General features: G+C 37.7%; 20 protein-coding genes. 17 read left to right on the top strand and 3 right to left on the bottom strand.

What is annotated here, in order from left to right; all coding sequences use genetic code 11:
• Positions 1-69: 69 nt before the first annotated feature.
• From cutD to K5Q34_RS01280, 17 genes are all read left to right on the top strand, one after another.
• Positions 70-1,056 carry a choline TMA-lyase-activating enzyme gene (gene cutD, locus K5Q34_RS01360; RefSeq protein ID WP_024402171.1) on the top strand — a complete coding sequence of 329 codons (987 nt, stop codon included), beginning with the start codon at positions 70-72 and terminating at the stop codon, positions 1,054-1,056.
• Positions 1,057-1,079: 23 nt separating this feature from the next.
• A complete protein-coding gene (locus tag K5Q34_RS01355) occupies positions 1,080-1,418 on the top strand; it encodes a BMC domain-containing protein (protein ID WP_024390048.1) in 339 nt (112 codons plus the stop codon).
• Positions 1,415-1,861, top strand: a complete 447-nt coding sequence (locus tag K5Q34_RS01350; protein ID WP_114866447.1) for a EutP/PduV family microcompartment system protein — start codon at positions 1,415-1,417, stop codon at positions 1,859-1,861. Before K5Q34_RS01355 ends, K5Q34_RS01350 begins: the two co-directional genes overlap by 4 nt.
• Positions 1,858-2,991, top strand: a complete 1,134-nt coding sequence (locus K5Q34_RS01345) for a 1-propanol dehydrogenase PduQ (protein WP_221864375.1) — start codon at positions 1,858-1,860, stop codon at positions 2,989-2,991. Before K5Q34_RS01350 ends, K5Q34_RS01345 begins: the two co-directional genes overlap by 4 nt.
• Positions 2,992-3,031: 40 nt before the next feature.
• The gene (locus tag K5Q34_RS01340; RefSeq protein WP_024410502.1) at positions 3,032-3,646 is read left to right on the top strand and encodes a hypothetical protein; all 615 of its coding nucleotides are present in this window, start codon (positions 3,032-3,034) and stop codon (positions 3,644-3,646) included.
• Positions 3,624-4,466, top strand: a complete 843-nt coding sequence (gene eutJ, locus K5Q34_RS01335) for an ethanolamine utilization protein EutJ (RefSeq protein WP_161943639.1) — start codon at positions 3,624-3,626, stop codon at positions 4,464-4,466. Before K5Q34_RS01340 ends, eutJ begins: the two co-directional genes overlap by 23 nt.
• Before the next feature lie 8 nt (positions 4,467-4,474).
• A complete protein-coding gene (locus K5Q34_RS01330) occupies positions 4,475-4,774 on the top strand; it encodes a EutN/CcmL family microcompartment protein (RefSeq protein WP_029171723.1) in 300 nt (99 codons plus the stop codon).
• A 12-nt stretch (positions 4,775-4,786) separates the two neighbouring features.
• A complete protein-coding gene (locus K5Q34_RS01325) occupies positions 4,787-5,419 on the top strand; it encodes a cupin domain-containing protein (protein WP_029171724.1) in 633 nt (210 codons plus the stop codon).
• Between the two features lie 18 nt (positions 5,420-5,437).
• Complete coding sequence (locus K5Q34_RS11905) at positions 5,438-6,064, top strand: BMC domain-containing protein (RefSeq protein WP_105115608.1); 627 nt, start codon at positions 5,438-5,440, stop codon at positions 6,062-6,064.
• Between the two features lie 20 nt (positions 6,065-6,084).
• On the top strand, positions 6,085-7,731 hold the full coding sequence (locus tag K5Q34_RS01315; protein WP_105136060.1) for an acetaldehyde dehydrogenase (acetylating): 1,647 nt from the start codon (positions 6,085-6,087) through the stop codon (positions 7,729-7,731).
• 11 nt (positions 7,732-7,742) lie between these two features.
• A complete protein-coding gene (gene pduL, locus K5Q34_RS01310) occupies positions 7,743-8,435 on the top strand; it encodes a phosphate propanoyltransferase (protein WP_109371388.1) in 693 nt (230 codons plus the stop codon).
• Positions 8,436-8,449: 14 nt separating this feature from the next.
• Positions 8,450-8,722, top strand: coding sequence for an ethanolamine utilization microcompartment protein EutM (eutM, locus tag K5Q34_RS01305; protein WP_172078252.1), 273 nt, complete (start codon positions 8,450-8,452; stop codon positions 8,720-8,722).
• 34 nt (positions 8,723-8,756) lie between these two features.
• The gene (gene eutM / locus K5Q34_RS01300; RefSeq protein WP_029171727.1) at positions 8,757-9,029 is read left to right on the top strand and encodes an ethanolamine utilization microcompartment protein EutM; all 273 of its coding nucleotides are present in this window, start codon (positions 8,757-8,759) and stop codon (positions 9,027-9,029) included.
• Positions 9,030-9,063: 34 nt separating this feature from the next.
• Positions 9,064-9,342: an ethanolamine utilization microcompartment protein EutM gene (gene eutM, locus K5Q34_RS01295; protein WP_024400635.1), complete on the top strand. Its 279-nt coding sequence runs from the start codon at positions 9,064-9,066 to the stop codon at positions 9,340-9,342.
• Between the two features lie 82 nt (positions 9,343-9,424).
• Complete coding sequence (gene nifJ / locus K5Q34_RS01290; RefSeq protein WP_221864374.1) at positions 9,425-13,054, top strand: pyruvate:ferredoxin (flavodoxin) oxidoreductase; 3,630 nt, start codon at positions 9,425-9,427, stop codon at positions 13,052-13,054.
• A gap of 580 nt (positions 13,055-13,634) precedes the next feature.
• Positions 13,635-14,444, top strand: a complete 810-nt coding sequence (locus K5Q34_RS01285) for a transporter substrate-binding domain-containing protein (protein WP_398578123.1) — start codon at positions 13,635-13,637, stop codon at positions 14,442-14,444.
• 171 nt (positions 14,445-14,615) lie between these two features.
• Complete coding sequence (locus tag K5Q34_RS01280) at positions 14,616-15,416, top strand: transporter substrate-binding domain-containing protein (RefSeq protein WP_024385261.1); 801 nt, start codon at positions 14,616-14,618, stop codon at positions 15,414-15,416.
• A gap of 126 nt (positions 15,417-15,542) precedes the next feature.
• On the opposite strand, the gene glgB is transcribed toward K5Q34_RS01280, so the two are convergent.
• The 3 genes from glgB to glgD all read right to left on the bottom strand — a co-directional run bounded on the left by glgB (position 15,543) and on the right by glgD (position 20,023).
• Positions 15,543-17,381, bottom strand: a complete 1,839-nt coding sequence (gene glgB, locus K5Q34_RS01275) for a 1,4-alpha-glucan branching protein GlgB (RefSeq protein ID WP_167786512.1) — start codon at positions 17,379-17,381, stop codon at positions 15,543-15,545.
• Between the two features lie 72 nt (positions 17,382-17,453).
• The gene (glgA, locus tag K5Q34_RS01270; protein ID WP_221864372.1) at positions 17,454-18,899 is read right to left on the bottom strand and encodes a glycogen synthase GlgA; all 1,446 of its coding nucleotides are present in this window, start codon (positions 18,897-18,899) and stop codon (positions 17,454-17,456) included.
• An 8-nt stretch (positions 18,900-18,907) separates the two neighbouring features.
• Positions 18,908-20,023: a glucose-1-phosphate adenylyltransferase subunit GlgD gene (gene glgD, locus K5Q34_RS01265; protein WP_009909890.1), complete on the bottom strand. Its 1,116-nt coding sequence runs from the start codon at positions 20,021-20,023 to the stop codon at positions 18,908-18,910.
• Positions 20,024-20,030 lie beyond the last annotated feature (7 nt).

Below are 20,030 nucleotides of genomic sequence, written 5' to 3'. Positions count from 1 at the left end.
AGTATATGTGAGGCGTAAAGGATCTCTGAAAGAGATCCTCCTGCCTGCGCTTGATAGGAGAGAAGTTAAGTGACAACGATTAAAAAACATGAAACACGAATCAATGTATTCAATGTTCAAAAATACAATTTATATGATGGTCCAGGTATTCGTACAATTGTTTTCTTCAAAGGTTGTCCAATGCGTTGTAAATGGTGTGCTAATCCTGAAGGGCTTGAGTTTGGGACGAATATTATGCATAAAGAGACATTGTGTAAACCATATAATGCATGTGCTAAGACTTGTCCCCTTGGAAGTGTTTGTTTTAAATTTGCTAATGAGGAAGCGCCTATACCATATGATTATGCTGATAAGGAACATCCGATTGATGTGACTCGCTATCAGAAAAAACGTCCTAGTAAATCCGATATAGAGGGATGTCCAGAAGGAGCTTTAACAATTGCAGGAGAATCTAAGACAATTTCAGAATTGATGGATATCATACATGAGGATGATGCCTTCTACGAAATGTCTGGCGGAGGGGTTACGTTGTCCGGTGGTGAATGCCTAGCACAAGGTGAAGGAGCTCTTGCTTTGCTTAAAGCCTGTAAGCAAGATGGATTAAACACTGCCGTAGAGACCGCAGGCTATGTACCAAATAAGGTTGTGATGAAGGTTGCGGAATACACTGATTTATTCTTATTTGATTTGAAACATATGGATTCAAAAAAACATAATGAATGGACAGGTGTAGGAAACGAACGAATTCTAACAAATTTAAAATGGTTACTAGACGCCGGCTATAATGTAAAAATACGCATGCCAATGTTAAAAGGAATTAATGATAGCGAGGAAGAAATTCGCGCGATTATTGATTTTTTACTCCCGTATAAAGATAGTTTGAACTTTAAAGGAATTGATTTGCTTCCTTACCACAAGTTGGGTGTTAATAAGTACAAACAATTGGGGCTTGAGTACCAAATTAAAGGGGATCCTTCACTGAGTCAATTTGATTTGGATAGGATTGAGAGCTATATTCTAGCCAGTGATCTGCTTGTGAATGTTGTAAAACATTGATCTATTAGTGAGGTGGTGGTCCTATGGAGAAAATGGAACGTATTATTCAGGAGTCGGTTCCAGGGAAACAAATAACCTTAGCTCATATTATTGCGGCACCTATTCAGGCTGTTTATGATAGCCTTGGCGTTGAAGATAGAGGTGCTATTGGAATTTTAGCAATTACTCCTTATGAGACTGCAATAATTGCCGCTGACTTATCTGGTAAATCGGCTGATGTAGATATTTGTTTTGTAGATAGATTTACGGGCTCAGTCATGTTTAGCGGGGATGTACAAAGTGTAGAAACAGCTTTGCAACGGATTCTTGACTATTTTAAAGAAAATTTGGGATTCTCGATTGTTCCATTAACAAAATCATGAAAAAAAGAATATTGGTTGTTGGGCCGGAGGATAGTGGTAAACGAGAAGTAATTCAATTTCTTGAAGGAAGATGTGACATCAAACTAATAGAATCGATTGTATATGGTTCTAGAACTATTTATGTTCCCGATAGTTATCTGAGAAGTCCGGGAATGAAAAAACATATTATTGCAACGCAACAAAATGCCTATTGTATCGTTATGCTTTTACCATCTGATCGTAATTATAGAGTTTATTCGCCAAATTTTGCTCAAGTTTTTAGAATTCCTAGTCTTGGTGTAATTGTTTACCATTCTGAACAATTGGAGAATAATACAACTGATTGTTTATTAGAATTGAGAGAAACAGGTGTGAATGAATTAATTGAATTAGATTTAGAAAATAATGATACATATGTTGCATTACTTGAAAAGATTAAAAAATTAAAAGAAGGTAATCAATGAAAATACAAGAATTTCATGTAGGTCCTCGTTTCATTTTTGGAAAAGGAGCTATAACAAAAATTTCAGAATTACCAATTCAAAAAGCCTACATCATTTGTGATCCTTTTATGGAACAAAGTCAAATGGTCGGAAAGGTTACAGAAGTTTTGAGGAATTCAGGAGCTACCTTTAAGATTTTCTCAAAAGTAGTTCCGGATCCGACAGTCCAAGTTGTTTCTGAAAGTATTGCTGAAATTCGAGATTATAAGCCAGACGCAGTTATTGCTCTAGGCGGGGGGTCAGCAATGGATACAGCTAAAGCAGTGATTCGTGTATATTCTGAAACAGAAAAAACTGAAAGTCCCTACTTAATTGCAATTCCGACTACAAGTGGATCAGGAAGTGAAAATACAGCTTTTGCTGTCATTTCCGATCCAGCATATAACGAGAAAATTGCCCTGGTAGATGATTCAATGGTTCCAAATCTCGCAATTTTAGACACAACGTTTACCAAGACTGTTCCTCCATCAGTAACAGCAGATGCTGGAATGGATGTATTGACTCATTGTATAGAAGCCTATGTCTCTAATAAAGCAAGTGATTTCTCTGATGCGTGTGCTGAGAAAGGTATTCGGTTAACTTGGAAATATTTGCTAGAGGCATATAAAAATGGAGATAATATACTCGCTCGTGAAAAAATGCATAATGCTTCGTCAATTGCGGGTATTGCATTTAATAATGCTGGTTTAGGTATCTGCCACAGCCTATCCCATGCGATAGGAGCATTTTTCCATGTACCACATGGTAGGATTAATGCCTATTTGTTACCGTATGTAATTTCATATAACGCTTCCTTGGAAGCCCATGGAGAGACGGACGTGACAAGACGATATGCTGAAATTGCAGAAATAATAGGACTTGCAAAAATTACTCCTACCCAGTCAGTTGTAGCACTTATAAGTGCAATTAAACAATTATCTGAAAAAATGTCTATTCCTGCAAGAATTGAAGACCTAGGCATTAATCGGGCAGAATTTGAAAGTATGATTCCGAAAATGGCACAAAGAGTCATGGAAGATGCGTGCACACCAACAAATCCAAGAACGGTGACACTAGGACAAATTGAGAAACTTTATCGGTCGCTGCGTTAAGTGACTTTTGGAAAAATTTATTGGATGGAAGGAGGATGTTATGAAATATTTAACAGAAGATGATTTACGTCTTATTTATCGTGACAATCCTTTTGAAACCTTCACTATTCAAAATCAGACAAGATTGACCCCAGGTGCTAAGACTTTCCTCATGGATCGTAAAGTGAAGATTATTGATGAAGGGGGAAAAAAATCTAACAGACAAACCTCGACAATCAATGGTTCCAAAGTGAATGATGTCAGCTTAAGCGAATCTAATGACTGGTTGTTACTTCGAAGTGAGCTATTACAAGTAGCCTTTGAAGTAATGAATCTGGACTTTTCAATTTCTGAAGAACTTTGTGCTTTGGAACAATCTATGTCCAGTAAATCATCCACGAAATCGATTCAATTCAGATGGAAAGATCAACAGAAAATGAATAAGTCAGATATGGTTGAGTATCTGAGTAGAGTAAGGTTGCTGTTAAAGACTAGAAAAGGAAAGATTGCATCCTATCTATTTCCACTTTATTTCAAGTTTCAAGCCTTCTCGGAAAAATTTGGTGAAAAGCCACCTATAGTATTGCAAGATACCGTTAATTATTTAGCCGGTATCATTATAGATTGTATTAATAGATGTGAGGAGGTGGGTGATGATCTCAAAAAAATTACCTAAAACATGTGATCAGTATGTAGAGGATTTTGAAAATGCTGAGAAAAGACCTATCGTCCAGAGTAGTAGAGTCTATTATACAGGAATTGATTTAGGTACGGCCTATATAGTCTTAGTTGTCCTTGATGAAAATAGAAATATCGTAGCTGGGGCTCATCGTAGCGCAAATGTTATCAAAGATGGGATGATAGTCGACTATATCGGATCTATTCAGATTGTTAGAGAGTTAAAGGAGACTCTAGAAAAACAATTGCAAACGGAACTGGTTTATGCATCGGCTGCTTTGCCTCCTGGAACAGATGTTTTGGATGGTGGAGTCATTAAAAACGTTGTCCAAGGAGCAGGCTTTGAACTAACGGCTTTGTTAGATGAACCAACGGCTGCAAATACAATAGTTGGTCTTGAAAATGGTGCCATTGTAGATATTGGAGGAGGAACAACTGGTATATCTATCTTAAAAGATGGAGAAGTTGTTAAAACTGTTGATGAGGCTACTGGTGGAACACATTTTACATTGGTAATATCTGGGGCGTATCAATTGTCGTTTGAAGAAGCAGATGATTATAAACGTAATAACGCTAATCATGGAGAGCTCCTCAGCGTATTAAAACCAGTTGTTGAGAAAGTTGCCAGTATAATAAATAACCATATTAAAGGATATGATGTCAATATTATTTATTTAGTTGGTGGTACTAGTTGTTTAACAGGAATTGAAACAATTATTGAAAAAGAAACAGGAATTCGAACGGTTAAACCTCGAAATCCTATGTTTGTTACCCCAATTGGAATTGCAATGAATTGTAGTGAAAATATTATATATTAGGAGGCAAGATGTTAGTTGCAGAATTAGTAGATACTATTTGGGCTACTAGAAAATCAGATGCCTTAAGCGGTGTAAAATTTTTGCTAGCAAAGGTAGTTGGTGGTAGCCGTGCAGGCGAGATTATGGTTGTTGTTGATATGATTGGTGCTGGTATAGGTGATAGGGTTATTGTTGCGACAGGCTCTGCAGCTCGTCGCATGATGGAAAATGATCAGATGCCAGTTGATGCTGCAGTTATAGGAATTGTTGACGAGAATTACAATCAAATTAAACAGCAGAGTGGCGAAATGAATCGATTTTTGGAATAGAAAGGAGAAACAATGTCAAAATTAATAGTTGCAAAGGATATCTTAGCCTGTGAAGAAGCTGGCCAGAAAATTTGTTATATTGAAAAAGGTACAATTATAACACCGGCTGCACAGGATGAAGCTAAGAGATACAATATATCATTCGAGTATTGTAATGAATGCGAAAAGATGACATCAGGCATAAACGAACAACGAGTTAGCACCGATGAAATCCTACATATTTTAAAGAATATTTTGATGAATGCAGGTGATCAGTCTGAAAAAGAAGTAAAACCGTATCGCTTTGTCTCACATACAAATGGGATGAGGATTGTTCGTGGATCAACTGTTCGCATGGATGACTTTGATACTGGCACACCAAATACCAAGGTCGGTTTTCAAGAACTTGTTGGTCAAAACGAGTCCAAGATGAGTGCAGGATTTCTGACTATTGAGAAATCTAAATTTGCTTGGAAGCTGCCTTATGAAGAAATAGATTATGTTATTACGGGAACTGTGACCATTGAAATTGATGGACAGACATTTGTGGCACGTGAAGGTGATGTAATATTTGTACCATCAGGTTCTGATGTAATATGGGGATCACCTGATAATGCGAAATTATTTTATACTACTTATCCATCGAACTGGGCAGATTTAATGTAGTTCAGGAGGTAAAAAATAATGAAGGCATTAGGTTTGATAGAAACATATGGATTTATCGGAGCCATTGAAGCAGCAGATGTTATGCTAAAAGTTGCAAATATTTCGCTACTGAAATTAGAAAAAGTTCGTGGCGGTTTGGTTACAATTACTGTGGAAGGTGATGTTGGCGCTGTAAAAACAGCTGTGGAAGCTGGAGCAAGTGCTGTTCAGCGCTTGGGAGTGAAATTGCTGTATGGTTCACATGTCATTCCTAGGCCAGATGCCCAGCTAGTACCTTTTGTAAAAAAGAAAAACGAGTCGATTGCAGCTCTTCAAGATGACCTCCTTTCTGCCAACAATTCAACAGAAGAACGTAAAGAAATTTCGGAACACATAGAACCAGCAGATAGAGTAGTTGACACTGAGGTGACAGTTAGCGTTGGGACAGACGAAAAAAATGCGGAAACCATTGAAGAAAAGGCAGTAATGTCAGTAGAAGAATACAAAAGACAATTGGAAAAAAAGAAAGCAGCAGAACTTCGTGCTTTGATTGTCAATAATAATATTTATGTTACAGAAGAAGAATTATCCAAAATGATAAGAAGAAAGATGATTGAATTATTGGTAGATAAGCACTCTCGTCAGCTGAAAAATGATAAAGAATAATTTTAGGAGGTGCCCGAAACATGAAAACACTGGATGTAGATCTTTGCTCCATACAAGAAGCGCGTGATCTTGTGAGAAATGGTAAAGAAGCTGCTAATCAAATTGCATATTTTTCGGATGAACAAATTGACGCTATTTTAAAAAATATTGTGAAGGCAGTTGCAACCAATGCTTATTATTTGGCAGATTTAGCCGTAGAGGAGACAGGGTTTGGTAAATTAGAAGATAAAGCTTTTAAAAATTATGCAGCCTCTACTTTGTTGTATGATGAAATAAAGGAATATCAAACCACAGGCATTCTTCAGTTTGATGAGAAAAATAAAATTTTCAAAGTAGCAGAACCAATGGGTTTAATATTAGGAATTACTCCTTCAACTAACCCAACTTCTACGATAATATATAAGTCCATGATTTCAATAAAGGCTCGAAACGCTATTGTATTTGCTCCTCATCCTTCTGCAAAACGTTGTAGTGTGGCGGCAGCCGAGTTAGTGAGAAAAGCTGCGGTTGAAGCTGGAGCACCGGAATCAATAGTAGGGTGCGTTATGAATCCAACATTGGAGTCAACCAATGAATTGATGCATTCAAAAGATATTGCGCTTATTATTGCAACAGGTGGACCAGGAATGGTAAAGGCTGCCTATAGTAGTGGTAAACCCGCAATTGGTGTCGGAGCTGGTAACTCTCCCACCTATATTGAAAAAACAGCAGATGTAAAAAAAGCTATTTCAAATATAGTAGCATCTAAAACTTTTGATAATGGTACTATTTGTGCTTCAGAGCAAGCTATTATTTGTGAAGAAGCCAATAAAGACTTAGTACTTCAAGAATTGGAAGCACAAGGTTGCTATTTAATGACGAAAGAAGAAACTGATAAGGTTTGTCAAATACTTTTCAGAGGAAATTCACATGGTTGCAATCCAGCGATGAATCCTAAATTTGTAGGTCAGCCAGCGATTAAAATAGCGGAAGCAGCAGGTATTTCTGTCCCATCTGATACAAATATTTTAGTAGGTCCACAAGTTGGTGTAGGTCAAGGAAACCCGCTATCATTTGAAAAATTGACTACAGTATTAGGTTTTTATGTGGTGAAAGATTGGGAGGAAGCTTGTGCGCTTAGTATTAAGCTATTACAAAATGGTATTGGTCATACTATGAGCTTACATACAGGTGATCCAGATATGATTTTCCGCTTTTCAAGTAAGCCTGCTTCTCGTATTCTAATTAACACAGGTGGTAGCCAAGGAGGAACAGGTATTTCAACTGGCTTACCAATTGCCTTTACTCTTGGTTGTGGTACAGATGGTGGTAGCTCAGTTTCAGACAATCTAACTCCTGAGCATTTGATTAATATCAAGACCGTAGCATACGGTGTAAGAGACGTCACACAAATTGTCGCGAATGACCATCGTTTTCAAGCGCTTCCAAAACAGACAACTTTATCAAAGTCAGAGGCAACAGTTGATGCAGTATGTTCGGCTAGTGTTCATTGTACACCGACAATCGAACCTGTTAAGGATACATTGAATCAAACGCCACAAGATATTCAAGCTGCTTTTGAAAGACGTCAAGAAACTTTAGCGGATGAATCCATAGTCGAAATTAACGAAAATATTGACAATGAAGCAATAGTTAGAGAAATTCTCTCTGCATTGAAAAAGAGATAGGGGGGAAGACAGTGAGTGAAGATTTAGAGAGCCTCTTTTATAAAGTGATTGATTACTTAGATGGCAAAGAGTCTGATTGTAGAAAATCAACTCCAAACGTAGAAGAAAATTCAAAAAAAGCAGACGTTTTTGGTAGAAATGTCATTCCGTTGGGCGTGTCAAATCGCCACATTCACTTATCTCAGGAACATACAGTTGCATTATTTGGTCAAGAGTATGTGTTTCATAAATTGAAAGATTTATCGCAAAAGGGGCAGTGTGCTTATCAAGAATGTGTAACACTTGTAGGTCCGAAGGGAATCATTGAAAAAGTTAGGATATTAGGTCCTTGCCGAAGTGATACGCAAATTGAATTATTAAAAAGCGATTGTTTCAAGTTAGGAATTAACGCACCGTTGCGCTTATCAGGGGATATTGTAGATACTCCTGGCTGTATCGTAATTGGTCCAAAAGGGGCTGTTCAAATTGAGCGAGGTTGTATTGTGGCTAAGCGTCATATCCATATGAACCCGAGTGATGCAAAACATTTCGGAGTTGAAGATGGGCAAGTAGTCTCATTGGAGCTTCCTGGTGAACGTGGTGGTATTCTTAATCAAGTTGTGGTACGAGTTAGTGATAGCTTCACATTAGAGTGTCATTTAGATACAGAAGAAGCAAATGCACTCGGTGTTACAGGAAATAATAAATTACGTCTTATTAAATAAAGGAGGGATATAAAATGATATCAGAAGCATTGGGTATGATTGAAACAAAAGGATTGATTGGATCTATTGAAGCAGCAGACGCAATGGTAAAAGCAGCCAACGTTACTTTGATAGGAAAAGAACACGTTGGAGGAGGTTTGGTTACTGTTTTAGTACGCGGTGATGTAGGAGCTGTTAAGGCAGCAACTGATGCTGGAGCAGCTGCAGCACAGCGAGTAGGAGAACTTGTATCTGTTCATGTCATTCCACGTCCGCATGCAGAAGTGGAAACTATTTTACCCCATTAGAATAATTAATTAAATTTTTAAAAGGAGCACGACAATGGCATCAGAAGCATTAGGTATGATTGAAACAAAGGGATTGATTGGGTCTATTGAAGCAGCAGACGCAATGGTAAAAGCAGCCAACGTTACTTTGATAGGAAAAGAACACGTTGGAGGAGGTTTGGTTACTGTTTTAGTACGCGGCGATGTAGGAGCTGTTAAGGCAGCAACTGATGCTGGAGCAGCTGCAGCACAACGAGTAGGAGAACTTGTATCTGTTCATGTCATTCCACGTCCGCATGCAGAAGTGGAAACTATTTTACCCCATTAGAATAATTAATTAAATTTTTCAAAGGAGCACGACAATGGCATCAGAAGCATTAGGTATGATTGAAACAAAAGGATTGATTGGATCTATTGAAGCAGCAGACGCAATGGTAAAAGCAGCCAACGTTACTTTGATAGGAAAAGAGCACGTTGGAGGAGGTTTGGTTACCGTTTTAGTACGCGGTGATGTAGGAGCCGTTAAGGCAGCAACTGATGCTGGAGCAGCTGCAGCACAACGAGTAGGAGAACTTGTATCTGTCCATGTCATTCCACGTCCGCATACAGAAGTGGAAACCATTCTACCAAAAGGAAATTAAAAATTTAATAGAAAGCTCATCTAGTTTTGGGTGAGCTTTTCTAAGCATGAATTTATCAATATTGAACAAAGGAGAAGTAAGGATGTCCTATCAAGAAATAATGGATGGCAATAAGGCAGCGGCCTACACAGCATATGCATTTAGTGATATTGCAGGTATTTATCCTATTACTCCGAGTTCTACTATGGGAGAATGGATTGATATTTGGCAAGTTAGTGGAAGAAAGAATTTATTTGGCCAAACAGTCAACGTAATTGAAATGCAGTCTGAGGCTGGAGTAGCAGGTTTTGTACATGGTTCACTAAAAACGGGTGCTCTTACATCAACCTTTACATCGTCTCAAGGTTTATTATTGATGTTGCCCAATATGTATAAAATTGCTGGAGAGTTACTACCGACTGTTTTTCATGTTGCAGCAAGATCTGTCACTACAAATGCGTTAAGTATTTTTGGAGACCATAGTGATGTTATGGCTGTGAGACAGTCAGGATTTGCAATGTTGGCTGAAGGGACTGTTCAAGAAGTAATGGACTTATCCATAGTTGCTCATTTGGCAGCCTTAGAAGCTAGTCTACCATTTGTAAATTTTTTTGATGGTTTTTCAACAAGCCATGAAATGCAAAAAATTACAGTTTTAGAATACAATGAGATAAAAAACTTGCTGAATGAAGAGGCTCTGGGAATTTTCCGAAATAGAGGGATGAATCCTAATTCACCAACGGTATCTGGGACTAACCAAGGGCCAGACTTGTTTTTCCAACAAAGAGAAACGGTGAATCGCCACTATCAAATTCTACCGTACGTTGTCAAGAAGTACATGGAAAAAATTAATCAATTACGAGGGACAGATTATGATTTGGTTAGTTATTATGGTCACCCTGAAGCTGAACATATTATTGTTGCAATGGGATCAGTAGCACCGACTATCTGTCAAACAATTGATTATCTAATAGCAAAGGGTAAAAAAGTTGGTTTTGTTCAAATTTATCTTTATCGCCCATTTCCAAAGTCTGAATTTTTAGGAAAAATTCCCAAAACTGTTCAAACTGTAGCGGTATTGGATCGGACCAAGGAATCTGGAGCACTAGGTGAACCTCTTTTTGTAGATGTACAGAGTGCTCTATATCAGGGACAGCGATTTTTGAAAGTTATCGGTGGTAGGTATGGTTTGGGTTCGAAAGAAACGACTCCTGATCAAATTATTGCTGTTTTTGAAGAATTAGAAAAGAAAGAACCTAAAAATCCATTTACGATAGGTATTATTGACGATGTGACTAATTTATCTCTTTCAGTAAATTCTACAAAGGACTTGACCTCGGAAGATACATTTCAAGCAAAAATTTGGGGTTTTGGTGGTGATGGATCAGTTAGTTCTAGCAAATCAATTATTAAAATCATTAGTGAGGAAGTTGATTGTAACGTTCAGGGAACATTTTATTACGATTCCAGAAAACAGAATGGTATCACGACCTCTAATCTTCGTTTTGGAAGTGCCCCAATTCGTTCCTCTTATGCTGTTCAGCAAGCAGATTTTGTCGGAGTTGCAATGCCTGGGTATTTAAGAAAAATTGATTTACTGAAAGGGTTGAAACCCAAAGGCATCTTCTTATTAAATACGACATGGCCCAGCGAAAAATTGAGTAACCTACTTCCTAGTAAAATTAAGCAATATATGGCAGAAAATGATATTCAGTTTTATATAATAAACGCTTATAGATTAACGCAAGAAGTAGGAATACCCGGTAAGGTTGGCATATGTATGCTGGCAGCATTTTTAAAATTAACTAATCTGTTGCCAATGGAGAAGGCTTTTGAGGCCTTGAAAAGGGAAGTCCTCCTCAATTATGAGCAGAAATCAGAAGCGGTAGTAGAAAGTAACATACAGCTTTTACAGGCAACCATTTCTTCTATAGAAAAAATAGAAATACCTAAGGAATGGAAGCACTGTTTTCCGAAAAATATTGCACCATCAGAGCGTACCTCTAAATATATTTCTGCTATTCAAGAACCACTCAATCGCCAAGAAGGAAGCAAAATAACTGTTGGAGACTTAATTAATAATGGCATGGTTGCGGGCGATATACCGCTGGGGACTGCTGCTGAAGAAAAAAGAAGTACATCATGGGAGGTGCCACAGTGGCATTCAGAGTACTGTGTACAGTGTAACCAATGCTCATTTGTTTGCCCGCATGCCGCAATTCGTCCTTTTCTACTTGAGGAAGATGAATTAGAAGAGGCGCCAGAAGGTTATATTGTAAGGGATTATAAGGGGAAAGACGGACTAAAATATCGTGTTCAAGTATCAGTTGAAAACTGTACAGGATGTGAGCTTTGTGTTAAGGCTTGCCCAGTGAAAGGCAAGGCTCTAAGTATGGTTGAACTCATCGGGGACAATTCACAGCATTTAAAAGAAGAAGCGATTAACTGGGCATTTTCAATGACTTTGCGAGCTAAAGAAAATCCTGCTAAAATTGGTACTGTAGAATATACACAATTTGAGAAACCTCTTTTAGAATTTTCAGGTGCTTGTTCGGGATGTGGGGAGACTCCATATATAAAATTATTGACACAGCTATTTGGCAGTAGAATGATGATTGCTAATGCTACAGGGTGTTCATCAATATGGGGAGGAATGGTAGCAGCAACTCCATTTACAACCAATGAGTTAGGGCAAGGTCCTGCTTGGAGCAATTCATTGTTGGAGGACAATGCAGAGTTTGGTTATGGTATGTTAATTGCCAACCAAACAAGAAGAAGTGCTCTAATTGAAATAATGCAGAGAGGTAAAACTGAAGCAAGTCCTTTGTTATGTAACTTGATTGATGATTGGATTAAGAATATTAATAATAGCAATGGTACGATTGCACGTAGTGCAAAATTGCTTAATTTATTAGAGTGTGAGCTTGATGAGTCAAAACCATTATTACGACGAGTATATGAACAGCGAGATTTATTTGTAAAACCATCACAATGGATTATTGGTGGTGATGGTTGGGCTTACGATATTGGTTATGGTGGATTAGATCATGTTCTTGCAAGTGGTGCAGATATTAATATTTTGGTTTTGGATAACGAAGTTTACTCAAATACAGGTGGGCATATTTCAAAAAGTACACCAACTGCAGCGATTGCTAAATTTTCAGCTTCTGGAAATAAAGGTGCAAAGAAAGATTTGGGGATGATGGCTATGACATATGGCAATGTCTATGTCGCCCAAGTAGCAAGTGGTGCCAATCCGTTTCAAGTTATCAAAGCTTTTGAAGAGGCAGAACGATACCCTGGTCCATCTATTGTAATTGCCTATGTTCCTTGTATTGCTCATCGATTAGTTGGAGGAATGAAGGAGACACTGCAAGAAGCAAGAGAGGCTGTGGAATCTGGATACTGGTCATTATATCGGTATAATCCATTGCTAGATATTGAAGGGAAAAATCCAATGATTTTGGATTATAAGCGACCAAATTTTGATAAAATGACATCATTTATGATGAAACAAGAACGCTTTGCTTTATTACAGAGAGTGAATCCTATTGAAGCTAATAAATTGTTTGAAAAAACCGTGAATCAAGCAAAGCGACGTTTTACAACTTACGCAAGTATGTCTGGAGATTTTGAACAATACATAAAAAGACAAAGAAAAAATAAAGTACAGAAACAGGAATTACCGACGACATCGTCATTGGAATCAATTATTAACGATCTATATTTCTAATTAATTATAACTATAGACTATCAGACAACTCTTCTGATAGAGTCCAAAGATAAGACTCACTTTTTCTGTTTTTAGACTTATTGATTCTTGTATTCAATTATTAGTATTATCAAGGTTAGTTTTTATTAATAACAGACTACTCATTACAATAAAACTATAAATAAAAGACAAGAATATTCCCGTTAATGTCCTTGTCTTTTATTTATAGTTAATTATAAACGATATTAATATCCCTTTAGAGCCGATTGAATATTTTATGTATATCACGCACTGTCAAGAAATATGTCTGTTAAAGCATAACTTTTTATTCGATTGCATTTGATTTTAGTATGTAGTTACATGTTAGCTAGGGGATTGTAAAACATGATGAAGTGAAAATATTTATTAAATTTTATATAAGACAAAAACATTTGAATAAAAATACAATAAACAAGTTGACAAATGTATAAAAATGACATAAAATGTTTTTATCTTTCAAAAAAGGAGAAAAAATATGCATTTTACTACAATGAAAGTCCGATGTTTTATATAAAAAAACGGTATAAGTATGCACAGGATTATTTTAAAGGAGAATATGATGATGAAAAAATATATTATGACAGGCTTGGTTTTACTAGCAACGATGACCCTAAGCGCTTGTAATGGAAATGCTACTCAAGAAGATACTTCTTTGAAGGATGTTCAGGAAAAGGGAAAACTAATTGTTGCATTGAATCCAGAATTTCCACCATTTGAGTTTAGAACACTGGTTGATGGCAAAGATACAATCGTTGGAGCTGACATTGAGCTTGCAAAAGCCATTGGTCAAGAATTGGGTGTAGAAGTCGAATTTTCAGCGATGAGTTTTGATAATGTTTTGAACAATGTCCAGTCAGGGCAATCGGATATTGCCATTTCAGGAATTTCAGCCACTGAAGAGCGTGCAAAAGTGTATGATTTTTCCATTCCTTACTACACCTCAACCAATAAAGTTATTATAAATAAAGAGGATCTGGCACAATATACATCGCTTGATTCTCTAGCTGAGGCAAATATAGGAGCACAAAAAGGTTCTATTCAAGAACAAATCGTTAAAGAACAGCTTCCGTCTTCCACGGTTATTGCTCTTGCTTCGAACGGAGAGCTGATTAATCAATTAAAATCACAGAAGGTAGAAGCAGTTATTTTTGAAGAGCCGATTGCGAAAGCCTATGTTGCCAAAAATGATGATTTGGTTATTTTAGATACTGAGATAAAAAGTAGCTATTCAGATGCCTATGCTATTGCCTTGCCAAAAGGAAGTACAGCTTTAAAGGAAAAAGTTGACTCTGTCATTACAAAACTAGTGGAATCTGGACAGATGGATCAATTTGTTCAAGAAGCCTATGAATTATCCATTGCTAACAATTAAATTTTATACAATTAAAGTGAATAAAAATAATATTTTCTTGACAAATGTATAAAAATGAACTAAAATGAGAATACATTCTGAAAAACTGCAAGAAAATACAATGAAAATCAAAAAGCTTGTGTTTTTTAGAATAGGTATTTTATTAAAATAAAGAGAAGGTATTTAGGAAATATGAAAAAAATCTTGGCATTAGTAGCAACAGTTTTAGCAGGACTGACATTGGCAGCTTGTTCTTCGACGTCATCACAATCTGCATTAGATAAAATTAAAGAAAAAGGAACATTGGTAGTGGCAACTAGTCCAGACTATGCTCCATTCGAGTTTCAGGCACTAGTTGATGGAAAGAATGAAGTTGTTGGTGCAGATATTATGTTGGCTCAAAAAATAGCCGACGAACTTGGGGTCAAGCTTGAAGTTTCAGCAATGAGTTTTGACAATGTATTGTCTAGCGTTCAAAATGGTAAAGCTGATATTGCAATTGCTGGTCTATCTTATTCGGAAGAGCGTGCAAAAGTTTTTGATTTCTCTGAAAGTTACTATCAAATTTCTGATGTCTTACTTATCAAAAAAGATAGCGCCAATTCACTCACTTCAATTGATGCTATGAGCGGGAAGACTCTTGCGGTACAAAAGGGGTCAACACAGGAAGCCTACGCACAGGAAAATATTAGTCAAGCTAACCTAATTTCTTTAACCTTGATGGGTGAAGCTGTAAATGAGCTCAAATCAGGAAAAGTTGATGCTATTTTAATGGATTCTCCAGTTGCTGCTGGTTATGTTTCACAGAATTCAGATTTAGCCGTTGCATCCGTTGAATTTCCAACGATTGATGAAAATTCGAAAGTCATTGCTTTGCCAAAAGGTAGTACAGAACTAAAAACTGCGATAGACAAGGTTATCGCAGAAGTAAAAGCAAGTGGTGAGTTTGATACTTTCCTTGAGAAAGCTGCAACATATACAAGTGTTGAATAAGAGAAAGGAACAATCACCGGAAACGGTGGTTGTTTTTGCATGCAAAAAGAATGGAATAAGTGAGCCACACCCCGAAAGTTAGATAGAAAATTGGGGTCGGTTCAATACTCCATTCTTTATAGATAATTATTTCACACGCTCTAGATAAAAACTGGTCAAACGTGGTACAGTAATTCTAGCTCCATTTTCATCGGGATAGAGGCTAAATGTGTCCATTGGAATAGCATTAGATGAGAAGACAAGTTTATATTCGCTGTCAGCTGGCAAATCCAAGTGTACATCAAATAGTTCTTGATCATTAAAGTTATGAATGGTCAAGATTTCTTGCTCATCGCTAGTGCGAGAAAAAGCATACAGGCTTGCTTCTTCATCTATTTTTACCCAATTAAATCCTTTTTCATAGGCTTGGTAGTCGTATTTCCAGAAAGCATCATGTTCTTTATAGAAAGTAGATAATGTTTTCATCATTTGATAGAAAGAATGGTGGATTGGAAATTGTAGCAGTCCCCAGTCCATTTCTGTATATTCGTGCCATTCACGGATATGACCCCATTCATTTCCCATGAAGAGTAATTTCTTTCCAGGATGGGCAAAGTAAAAGCTGTAGTAGACTCGAGCCAGATGGAACTTATCTTCGTAGTCGCCATTCATCTTCTCGATAATGGAATGCTTCCCATGAACAACTTCGTCGTGCGAAAGTGGTAGTAAGAATTGCTCGTTTTGGTTATAGTACATACCAAAAGTGATTTCATTTGAGTGATATTTTCGATAAATAGCAGGGCGTTCCACGAATTTTAGTGTATCATTCATCCAGCCCAGATCCCATTTCATATCAAATCCAATACCGCCATCTTCTAGAGGATGTGTGACTTTAGGGAAGCTTGAAGAGTCTTCAGCAATCATCAGGACTCCCTTATAGTCGGTATGGACCATGGCATTGACACGTTTGATAAAGTCAATAGCGGCATGATTTATCTTATCTTCATCTGTTTCACCACGCCAATAGAGGAGATAAGATAGTGCATCAACACGGATGCCATCAAAATGGAAATATTCCAACCAGTATTTTAAATTAGAAAGAAGGAAAGAACGAGTCAGTCCTTTTCCAAGGTCAAAATTAGCAGTCCCCCACTGGTGGTTTTCACGATCTTGTTCGTAGGAGTACTCGTATAGCCAACTACCATCAAACTGGTAGAGCCCATGAGCATCTTTACAGAAATGAAGTGGTACCCAGTCAAGAATCACTCCGATTCCTGCTTGGTGACATTGGTCAACTAAATACTTAAGTTCATCTGGCTTGCCATAGCGACTAGTTGGACTGTAGTAGCCTGTTACCTGATAGCCCCAAGACGCATCGAGAGGATGCTCGGTAATTGGCAATAATTCAATATGTGTGTAGTTATTTTCCTTGATATGTTCGATGAGAAGTGGAGTAATTTCCTTATAACTATTGAAAGCTTCTACAGGAGCTCCTCCTTCATTCTTATTAGCAAATTTTTGCTTCCACGAACCTAAGTGCACCTCGTAGATGGATACTGGCTGTTCTTTAAAATCATAGTTAACACGATGATACATCCAGAGGTCATCTTTGAATTTATAACGCGAATTGTAGGTTGTAGAGGCAGTGTCTGGACGAACTTGGCTGAAAAATGCATAAGGGTCAGCCTTATATATTTCACGCCCATCGTGTGTGATAATCAGATATTTATAATCTTCAAGGGATTTTAATCCGTCTACATAAAGTTGAAACACACCATCAATTTCACGCTCCATAGAGTGACTGCGTTGCCACTCATTAAAGTTGCCAACTAAGAATACTTCTCTGGCATTTGGGGCATAGACACGAAATTGGGTTCCGATAATTTTGTTTCCTTCTTTTATAATATGAGCACCCATTTTTTCGTAAAGAGTGGTATGTTCACCAGCATTCATATAATATAAATCTAGGTCAGTAAATTCTGTCATAGCAATCTCCATTGCCGAAAAGGAGTGGACTAGGGTCCCACTCCGATTCAGTTTATTTTTTCATCTTATTTCCTAACCACTAATTTCACGGTAGAGCCAGATGTATTTCTCTGCCGAAGCTGTCCAACTAAAATCACGCTTCATAGCTTGTTCAACCATGGCATGCCAGTCATCGGGACGATCATAGTAGGTTTGAAGGGCTAAATCATAGACTTGTCGCATATTGTAAGCGTCACGCCCTCCAAAGCTAAAACCAGTTCCTTCCTTGGTAGACATATTGTATGGTGCTACAGTATCAACCAAGCCACCTGTTTCACGCACTAGAGGGAGTGTTCCGTAATGCATTGAAATCAACTGGCTAATGCCGCATGGTTCAAACATAGAAGGCATGAGGAAGAGATCGCTTGCTGCATAAATTTGGTGGGCAAGTGGTTCATTGTAACCACGGTAGAATGCAAATTTATCAGGATAGGCGTGTTTAAAGTGATTAAAGGCATTTTCAATGTCTTCCTCACCATTGCCTAAGATAACAAATTGGACATGGGCTTGAAGAAGATGGCCAAGTACCTCGGTCAAGAGATAGAACCCTTTTTGCCATGTCAAACGAGAGACGATACCTATCAATAGGACATTCTCATCTTGTGGAAGGGCAAATTGTGCTTGCAGGGCCAGTTTATTAGCCTTTTTACTTTCAATCGTTTCAAGACTATAATTTCTCACAAGGTACTGGTCTGTTTGACTATCCCAACTATCATAGTCGATACCATTGACAATGCCAACCAAGTCATATTTGCGTAACTCTAGTACATGTTGCATGTTTTCGCCGAATTCTTCCGTTAGGATTTCGCGAGCATAAGTTTCAGAAACTGTAGTAACCTTGTCAGCGTATAGGATACCAAGCTTCATGAAGCTGATACATTCATCATGAAAACGTGCAATACCATCCAAATAGTAGCTATAGTCCATGCCAAGGGCTGACCAAAGCGCTTGTTTATGGAAAATTCCCTGAAAAGCCAAGTTATGAATAGTGAATACATGCTTGATATTGCGGAATTCTTCGCGGTAGCTATAGAAAGTACGGCAAAGAAATGGAAGGGAAGCAGTGTGCCAGTCATGTGTGTGCATGACATCCGGGAAGAAATGAAGTGCTTCCAACAGACGACATGTAGCATGTTGGAAATAGCCAAAACGCATGGCATCATCGTCATATCCATATAGTTCATCGCGTTCAAAGAAATCGCGGTGCTCAATAAAATAGAATGTTACTCCATCAACAACCTGACTGTAAACATTTGCCATAGATTGGATGTCGCCAGCCCGCACATCAAAACTTGATACGTAATCGAAATCAGAGTGATTGTTTACTGCAATTTTTTTGTAGAGTGGTAGAACGACTCGGACATCTAAACCCTGTTTTACCAATTCTTTTGGCAAAGAGCCAATAACATCAGCCAATCCGCCAGTCTTGATGAACGGAAGTCCCTCGGATGCTACAAAGAGAACAGATTTTTTTGTCATGTTAGCTCCTAAATGATTTGGTGTGGTTTCAAGTATGAAGGCGAAGTTTCGCTTCCCTTGATGTCAATTGGGTGAATAATTTTAGTTGCTTTATCGATAATTGCATTTTCAATATTTGCCCCACTTTTGATTGTCACGCCATTGAGAATGATTGAGTTTTTGATAACAACGCCTTCTTCGATGATAACATCGCGGTCAATGACTGAATTTTCGACTTGACCATTGATGTTTGCCCCGTTTGAAATTAGGCTACGTTTGACCTCTGCCAATGGACCATACAAACATGGTGAGCTATCACTTGTTTGGGTATGGATTGGCCAATCATGTTTGAAGAGGAGTTTGCGGGTATCTTGGTCAATCAATTCAATTTGAGTATTGAAGTAGGAAGCAGTCGTATTGATACATGCGACATAATCACGATGTGCATAGCCCATAATCTTATACTGGTCAACTGTATCACGTAAAATATCTTTTAACCAGTAGAGAGATGACACTTTGTTAGCACGTTTAATCAAGTCGATAAATGTAGTCCGTTTCATAATGTAGGCTTCAAGGGAAACGGGACGGTTTTTATATTTACCATGGTTTTCCTCAAAAGCTACGACACGATGGTCTTCACCAAATTTGAGAGTTTGGCAGCCGATGAAATTTTCTTTAGCATCTGAAACGTTTTTATAAAGAACGGTAATATCAGCATCCGTTGCGATATGGTCATCCATGACTTTTGAAAAATCCTGGCTATAGATGAAGTAAGATGGAGCAACTAGCACATAATCTTTTGTAGAATTTTCGATGTAGTGGATGTTTTCTGTGAAGGCGTTAATATCATGACGATAGACACTATTTGGGTCTGTTGCGCTATTGAGCAAGCGAAGGGTACCGCGTTTGCTGTTGATATTATAGTGTTTTCCTGTACCAACGTGCTGAATTGTTGAACGCATTTCGGCAGGCATGTATACTTGGAATTCTGTAATTCCAGAGTTTGACATATTGGATAGAGCAAAGTCAATTAGGCGATAACGACCTAAGAAACCGAAAGCTTGTACGCCACGGTGCTTCATCACATCACCAAAATGTACGTTGTTTCCTTCAATATTTACAATTCCGAGAGTATTTCTTAGCATAGCAGTC

The organism is Streptococcus sp. 2018110, from assembly GCF_019754115.1.
Taxonomy (GTDB): domain Bacteria; phylum Bacillota; class Bacilli; order Lactobacillales; family Streptococcaceae; genus Streptococcus; species Streptococcus hashimotonensis.
This window is presented reverse-complemented; position numbering and strand designations above follow the sequence as displayed.

Coding starts and splice junctions, on each gene's coding strand:
- eutM (WP_029171727.1), top strand. CDS start 8,757: ATGGCATCAGAAGCATTAGGTATGATTGAAACAAAGGGATTGATTGGG.
- K5Q34_RS01285 (WP_398578123.1), top strand. CDS start 13,635: ATGAAAAAATATATTATGACAGGCTTGGTTTTACTAGCAACGATGACC.
- glgB (WP_167786512.1), bottom strand. CDS start 17,381: ATGACAGAATTTACTGACCTAGATTTATATTATATGAATGCTGGTGAA.
- K5Q34_RS01355 (WP_024390048.1), top strand. CDS start 1,080: ATGGAGAAAATGGAACGTATTATTCAGGAGTCGGTTCCAGGGAAACAA.
- K5Q34_RS01350 (WP_114866447.1), top strand. CDS start 1,415: ATGAAAAAAAGAATATTGGTTGTTGGGCCGGAGGATAGTGGTAAACGA.
- eutJ (WP_161943639.1), top strand. CDS start 3,624: ATGATCTCAAAAAAATTACCTAAAACATGTGATCAGTATGTAGAGGAT.
- glgA (WP_221864372.1), bottom strand. CDS start 18,899: ATGACAAAAAAATCTGTTCTCTTTGTAGCATCCGAGGGACTTCCGTTC.
- K5Q34_RS01325 (WP_029171724.1), top strand. CDS start 4,787: ATGTCAAAATTAATAGTTGCAAAGGATATCTTAGCCTGTGAAGAAGCT.
- eutM (WP_172078252.1), top strand. CDS start 8,450: ATGATATCAGAAGCATTGGGTATGATTGAAACAAAAGGATTGATTGGA.
- K5Q34_RS11905 (WP_105115608.1), top strand. CDS start 5,438: ATGAAGGCATTAGGTTTGATAGAAACATATGGATTTATCGGAGCCATT.
- K5Q34_RS01280 (WP_024385261.1), top strand. CDS start 14,616: ATGAAAAAAATCTTGGCATTAGTAGCAACAGTTTTAGCAGGACTGACA.
- nifJ (WP_221864374.1), top strand. CDS start 9,425: ATGTCCTATCAAGAAATAATGGATGGCAATAAGGCAGCGGCCTACACA.
- glgD (WP_009909890.1), bottom strand. CDS start 20,023: ATGCTAAGAAATACTCTCGGAATTGTAAATATTGAAGGAAACAACGTA.
- K5Q34_RS01340 (WP_024410502.1), top strand. CDS start 3,032: ATGAAATATTTAACAGAAGATGATTTACGTCTTATTTATCGTGACAAT.
- eutM (WP_024400635.1), top strand. CDS start 9,064: ATGGCATCAGAAGCATTAGGTATGATTGAAACAAAAGGATTGATTGGA.
- K5Q34_RS01345 (WP_221864375.1), top strand. CDS start 1,858: ATGAAAATACAAGAATTTCATGTAGGTCCTCGTTTCATTTTTGGAAAA.
- K5Q34_RS01315 (WP_105136060.1), top strand. CDS start 6,085: ATGAAAACACTGGATGTAGATCTTTGCTCCATACAAGAAGCGCGTGAT.
- K5Q34_RS01330 (WP_029171723.1), top strand. CDS start 4,475: ATGTTAGTTGCAGAATTAGTAGATACTATTTGGGCTACTAGAAAATCA.